Here is a 5,379-nt window from a genome sequence, read left to right as displayed (position 1 = left end):
AACAAGGATATAAATATACAAGCAAACGGGAGGAGATGCTTCAGCTGTTTAGGGAATCTGATAAATATTTAACGGCGAAAAACGTCCTTTCCGCTTTAAACGATGATTATCCGGGGTTAAGCTTTGATACGATCTACAGGAATTTGTCGCTGTTTGAAGAACTCGGCATTTTGGAAACGACTGAGCTTTCCGGTGAAAAGCTGTTTCGCTTTAAATGTTCTTCTGCTCATCACCACCATCATTTTATTTGCATGATGTGCGGCAAAACGAAGGAAATCGAGCTATGCCCGATGGAAAAGCTGACAGACGATCTTGACGGCTACCAGATCAGCGGCCACAAGTTTGAAATTTACGGAACGTGCCCGCGATGCGAAGAAAAAAGCGCAGAAGCGCAGTAAAGAAAAGCGGCATATGGCGTTAAAAAGCCATATGCCTTTTTAACGCAAAAAGCATGTAAGAGACTTTATCTTACATGCTTTTTGCGCCTTTAATCATTTTCTCGTTCTTTTTCAGCCATTGGGCGGCTTCAAGCCAGCTGTCGACTCTGACGATGTTTGAATCGATCGGAAGCTGATTATACGGCGTATTAAACAACAGAACCGGAATGCCTGCTTCTTTTGCAATCATGGTTGCATTCCCGTGGTGGTCCTCAAAGAAAACATCGATCTTATGCCTGAAGACGGCTTCCAGTTTATCGTGACCGCCGACAAGTTCTATATGGTCATAATGAATGTCGCGTTTCTCGAACCAATCAAAGGTGATATCCTCCAGATGGTGTCTTCTTGCCGTAATGTATATCAGCTTATGCTGCTTTTTCAGCTCATCCAGCGTCTGTTTGGCATATTGAGCCAGCAATGCTTCCTGATAGATGCGGGGCTCGTTTTCGTTCATCCATTTCCAAAAATCTTCCTGGGATATATTCAGCAGCTTTGTTAAGTCATATTCCTTAATATCTTCCAATGTAATGGAGAGGCTGAACGACTCGTTCAAATAGGGAACAAAAGTATCCTGGGCAGTGATCGTTCCATCAATATCGATTCCTAAATGTAACATGTCCACACTCCTTATCATCCATTCCTCCAGTGTATCATAATCTTTTAACATTTACAGTAAAGTTTAGCAAACATGAATCGGGCTAAAATGCTTAAACTATAAATGCTCCTTTATGGATTAAAGAGGGGGGATATCGAATGGAAAGAGATCAAAATGTTCGCGGTCGTAACCGGGCCGGTTATGATGCTGACCTAGTCGATGCGACTTTAGATAATGATGACTTTTTAGAAGAAACAGCAGCAGAAGTTGCCCCGACTTATCGTACGGATAACAGGGACAACGGTGACGCGCGTAACGATGCCGATGCTGCCGGCGGACGCGTAACCGGGTATATCGCGCTTGCGCTTTCGATTATTTCCTTGTTTATGCTTCCAGTGCTGTTAGGAATTGCAGGGATCATTGTCGGTTATATAGCCAGAAGACAAGGAGCAGCTGGCTTAGGAGCATGGGCAATGGGTATCGGTGCAGTTTCCTTGGTGCTTGGCATATTCATCACCCCGTTTTTCTAACGGAAAAAGCTTGACGGATATCCGTCAAGCTTTTTGATTATGTGTTTAATTTTTCTTTTTCGGCCGCTTGTTTGGCATAATGCTCTTCGGCGAGCTTGTCGATTTCTTTTTTCAATTCCTCGACCATCGTTTCCTCAGGCACTTTCCGGACGATTTCGCCTTTGCGGAACAGGAGGCCTTCGCCGCGTGCGCCGGCAATCCCGATATCGGCTTCGCGCGCTTCTCCGGGACCGTTGACGGCACAGCCGAGAACGGCAACTTTGATCGGCGCCTTGATTTTAGCGATATAATCTTCGACTTCATTGGCGATGCTGATCAAATCGATTTCGATCCGGCCGCAAGTCGGGCAGGAAATCAATGTCGCTGCATTGGAAGCGAGCCCGAAAGATTTCAGGAGCTCCCTGGCGACTTTTACTTCTTCGACCGGGTCCGCGCTTAAAGAAATCCGCAATGTATTGCCGATTCCTTTTGAAAGGATCGCGCCGAGACCGGCGGCGCTTTTCACCGTACCGGCAAACAGCGTACCCGATTCGGTGATGCCTAAATGAAGCGGATAATCGAATGCTTTTGCCGCTTTTTCGTACGCTTCAATCGCCAGATTGACATCAGACGCCTTCATGCTGACGATGATATCGTGGAAATCGAGATCTTCAAGAATTTTAATGTGGTGCAGTGCACTTTCGACCATGCCGTCTGCTGTCGGATAGCCGTATTTCTCAAGGATTCGTTTTTCCAGAGAGCCTGCATTGACACCGATCCGGATTGGAATGCCCTTTTCCTTCGCTGCATTGACCACCGCTTCAACCTTTTCGCGGCGGCCGATGTTTCCCGGATTGATGCGGATTTTATCGGCTCCGCCTTCGATCGCTTTTAAAGCCAATTTATAGTTGAAATGAATATCCACGACAAGAGGGATGGATATCCGCTTTTTGATCTCAGGAATCGCGTCTGCAGCCCGTTCATCAGGACAGGCGACACGGACGATTTGACATCCCGCTTCCGCGAGTCTGTTGATTTCGGCGACGGTTGCTTCAACGTCATGTGTTTTTGTTGTTGTCATGCTTTGAATGACGACTTCGTTATTGCCGCCTATTGTTAAAGGTCCCACTTTAACGGGACGCGTTTTTGTACGATGTGTGATTTCACTCACTTGAATTCGCTCCTTAAGTATAATTCGGAGGCGGTTGCTCCTTTTCTTATACCAAATCGTTTACAAGTCTTATTGTAACAGCCCGTTCATGAAACTGACAAGAAATTAACGCTTATTCAGGATAAACGGGAAACTTGTAGGTGATGCCTGCTTGAATGCGGCTCGCCTTCACATTCGGATTCAGCGCTTCAAAATCTTCGGCTATTTTGTCGGCCGGAACGGCGCTGTTCCCGATGATTGAAAATACGGTCTGTCCGGGTTTGACGGTAACGGTCTTATATTGCAGGCTTGCAGCCGGAGCTTCTGCTGCGATGGTTGAAGCCGGCAAGGCGTTTTGAGGGATGGTGCCTGATTTCAAGTCATAATAAACAATGAACAGGGCGAGCAAAATCGAAAACAGCACAATCACACGTTTCATCTGATTTGTCCCCATTTCATGCATTTTTTATTATGTTACGCTTGTCCCTCTTTCAACATGACAATAAATTTGCTCCTGCCCGTTTTACTTTGCTGCTTTAGAAGACGGCGTCTCTTTAATGGCGAGAAACAGGATGATAAAGTTCACAAACCAGTTCAGGAGGAACTGACTTGGAACCACCGCCTCCAGCGCGTCCATAATTGCAAAAAACACGGTCGCGAGCGTGATCGAATAAGCAGACATCACCCAAAGGTGCTTATAGGAGAGCATTTTCTTCTGTCCATTGCGTATAATCAGCCCGATGACGGCAAGAACCGAGACATCAATGAATTTTCCGGCTGCCGTCGCCAAAAACAGCAGAACGCATAAGACGGGAACAATCACCGATTTATTTTGATCAACTAAAGAAAGGATATCGTCCTTGGACATGTCTTCGGGAAGCATGGTGTACGGCATTTCCTGAACTTGGCCGTCAATGGCGATGACGAACTTATCTTTCAGAATGCCGACGGAATTCCGTTTGTCTTCGATCTGTTTTGTTTTATAAGAGCCGCTCGGATCAAAAACGATGACAAATCCGAATGACTGTGATTCAATCGCTTTCTTTGCATCTGTTTGCAGTGAGCCGTCTTTTATGGAGAAAGCGGGGAATTCTTTTACAGCTGACTGAAAGCTGTTCATTGTATTCACCACTCCGCTGCTGATATGGTAAAGGTTCGGGAGAGCGGCGATGATGCTGAGCAAAAATACGTATAAAATCGTTTTCCCTATGCCTTGGAAACGCATTTTGCCAATCGCGTGAGGGGAATATGTACTTTTAAAAAATCGCTGAAATAAATTCATTCGTTTTTCACTTCCTATTTCTATAATGTATCTGCATTATTGTATCGTCACAAAAGGACGAATACAAGAAAACTTATCGATCAACAGGGGTTCTGGAAGTTTCCTTTTGGAAAAATGGGTATAATATGAAGCATCACAATCGATTGGAGGAGATTCGGATGGATGTTTTATATTGGATCATCATTGCGGCGATGTTCGTCATTGCGTTCATCGGCCTTGTTTATCCCATCATTCCGAGCGTCGTTTTCATCGTAGCCGGCTTTGTGCTATACGGTTTTTTATTTACATTCGGGCATTACTCCTACCTGTTTTGGATCATTGAAGGCATTTTTACAGCCGTATTGTTTGCTGCTGACTATATTGCAAATCTCCTCGGTATTAAGCGCTTCGGCGGCAGCAGGGCGGCGATATGGGGCAGCACAATCGGCCTTTTGATCGGCCCTTTTGTGATACCTGTGGCGGGCATTATTTTGGGGCCGTTTGTCGGGGCCTTGGCGGGTGAGATGATTGTCCATCAGAAGGATTTGAAAACAGCGGCCAGAATCGGGATCGGTTCATTGATCGGATTTATTTCAGGCGTTTTTGCGAAAAGTGTGATTCAGCTGATAATGATCGGCTACTTTTTATATACCGTGCTCTAAAATTTTCCCGTCCATGTTTAAAAAGAAGGGGAAAAGGATAAAGTTTAGTGAGCGCTTGAAATGCAACTGTGATCATTTTGTGAGCATTTCCATTGAAACAAGCCTTTTCTTTTGATACATTGAAAGAGGAAAGGCTTGCTAAAGGCGGCATTTCAATACATACAAATTAAGGAGGAATTGATATGGCTTACAAACTTCCAGAATTACCTTATGCTTACGATGCGTTAGAACCTCACATCGACAAAGAGACGATGAATATTCACCATACGAAGCACCATAACACATATGTTACAAAATTGAACGAAGCGGTGGCAGGCAAACAGGATCTTGAAAGCAAATCTGTTGAAGAGCTTGTTGCAAACCTTGATGCTGTACCGGAAAACATCCGCACAGCTGTCCGCAACAATGGCGGTGGACATGCCAACCACTCATTGTTCTGGAAACTTCTTTCTCCAAACGGAGGAGGCGCTCCGACTGGTGAATTGGCAGAAGCGATCAACAGCAAATTCGGCAGCTTCGATCAATTCAAAGAAGACTTTGCCGCTGCAGCAGCTGGCCGTTTCGGCTCCGGCTGGGCATGGCTTGTTGTCAATAACGGAGAGCTTGAAATCACAAGCACGCCAAACCAAGATTCTCCTCTTTCAGAAGGCAAGACCCCTATCTTAGGTCTTGACGTATGGGAGCACGCATACTACCTGAATTACCAAAACCGCCGTCCAGATTTCATTAAAGCATTCTGGAACGTCGTGAACTGGGATGAAGTTG

General features: G+C 45.4%; 8 protein-coding genes. 4 read left to right on the top strand and 4 right to left on the bottom strand.

Annotated features, from left to right (window positions below):
* On the top strand, positions 1–398 hold a 398-nt coding region (locus C1T29_RS14775; RefSeq protein WP_208945477.1), incomplete at its 5' end, for a zinc uptake transcriptional repressor Zur.
* 70 nt (positions 399–468) lie between these two features.
* Here C1T29_RS14775 and C1T29_RS14770 read toward each other — a convergent pair.
* Positions 469–1,053 carry a nucleotidase gene (locus C1T29_RS14770; RefSeq protein WP_023855220.1) on the bottom strand — a complete coding sequence of 195 codons (585 nt, stop codon included), beginning with the start codon at positions 1,051–1,053 and terminating at the stop codon, positions 469–471.
* A 137-nt stretch (positions 1,054–1,190) separates the two neighbouring features.
* Between C1T29_RS14770 and C1T29_RS14765 the strand changes: the two genes are divergently transcribed.
* On the top strand, positions 1,191–1,562 hold the full coding sequence (locus C1T29_RS14765; RefSeq protein WP_023855219.1) for a hypothetical protein: 372 nt from the start codon (positions 1,191–1,193) through the stop codon (positions 1,560–1,562).
* A gap of 37 nt (positions 1,563–1,599) precedes the next feature.
* On the opposite strand, the gene ispG is transcribed toward C1T29_RS14765, so the two are convergent.
* From ispG to C1T29_RS14750, 3 genes are all read right to left on the bottom strand, one after another.
* Complete coding sequence (gene ispG, locus C1T29_RS14760) at positions 1,600–2,718, bottom strand: flavodoxin-dependent (E)-4-hydroxy-3-methylbut-2-enyl-diphosphate synthase (RefSeq protein WP_085959519.1); 1,119 nt, start codon at positions 2,716–2,718, stop codon at positions 1,600–1,602.
* A 106-nt stretch (positions 2,719–2,824) separates the two neighbouring features.
* Complete coding sequence (locus C1T29_RS14755; protein ID WP_023855218.1) at positions 2,825–3,130, bottom strand: LysM peptidoglycan-binding domain-containing protein; 306 nt, start codon at positions 3,128–3,130, stop codon at positions 2,825–2,827.
* An 84-nt stretch (positions 3,131–3,214) separates the two neighbouring features.
* Positions 3,215–3,973, bottom strand: a complete 759-nt coding sequence (locus tag C1T29_RS14750) for a DUF1189 domain-containing protein (protein ID WP_023855217.1) — start codon at positions 3,971–3,973, stop codon at positions 3,215–3,217.
* Positions 3,974–4,131: 158 nt separating this feature from the next.
* On the opposite strand from C1T29_RS14750, the gene C1T29_RS14745 reads away from it, so the two are divergent.
* Complete coding sequence (locus C1T29_RS14745) at positions 4,132–4,614, top strand: DUF456 domain-containing protein (protein ID WP_026579296.1); 483 nt, start codon at positions 4,132–4,134, stop codon at positions 4,612–4,614.
* A 182-nt stretch (positions 4,615–4,796) separates the two neighbouring features.
* On the top strand, positions 4,797–5,379 hold a 583-nt coding region (gene sodA, locus C1T29_RS14740), incomplete at its 3' end, for a superoxide dismutase (RefSeq protein ID WP_208945476.1).

The sequence above is a fragment of the Bacillus sp. MBGLi79 genome (assembly GCF_002953915.1).
Note: the sequence above shows the minus strand (reverse complement) of the source record. Positions and strands in the feature narration are given on the sequence as shown.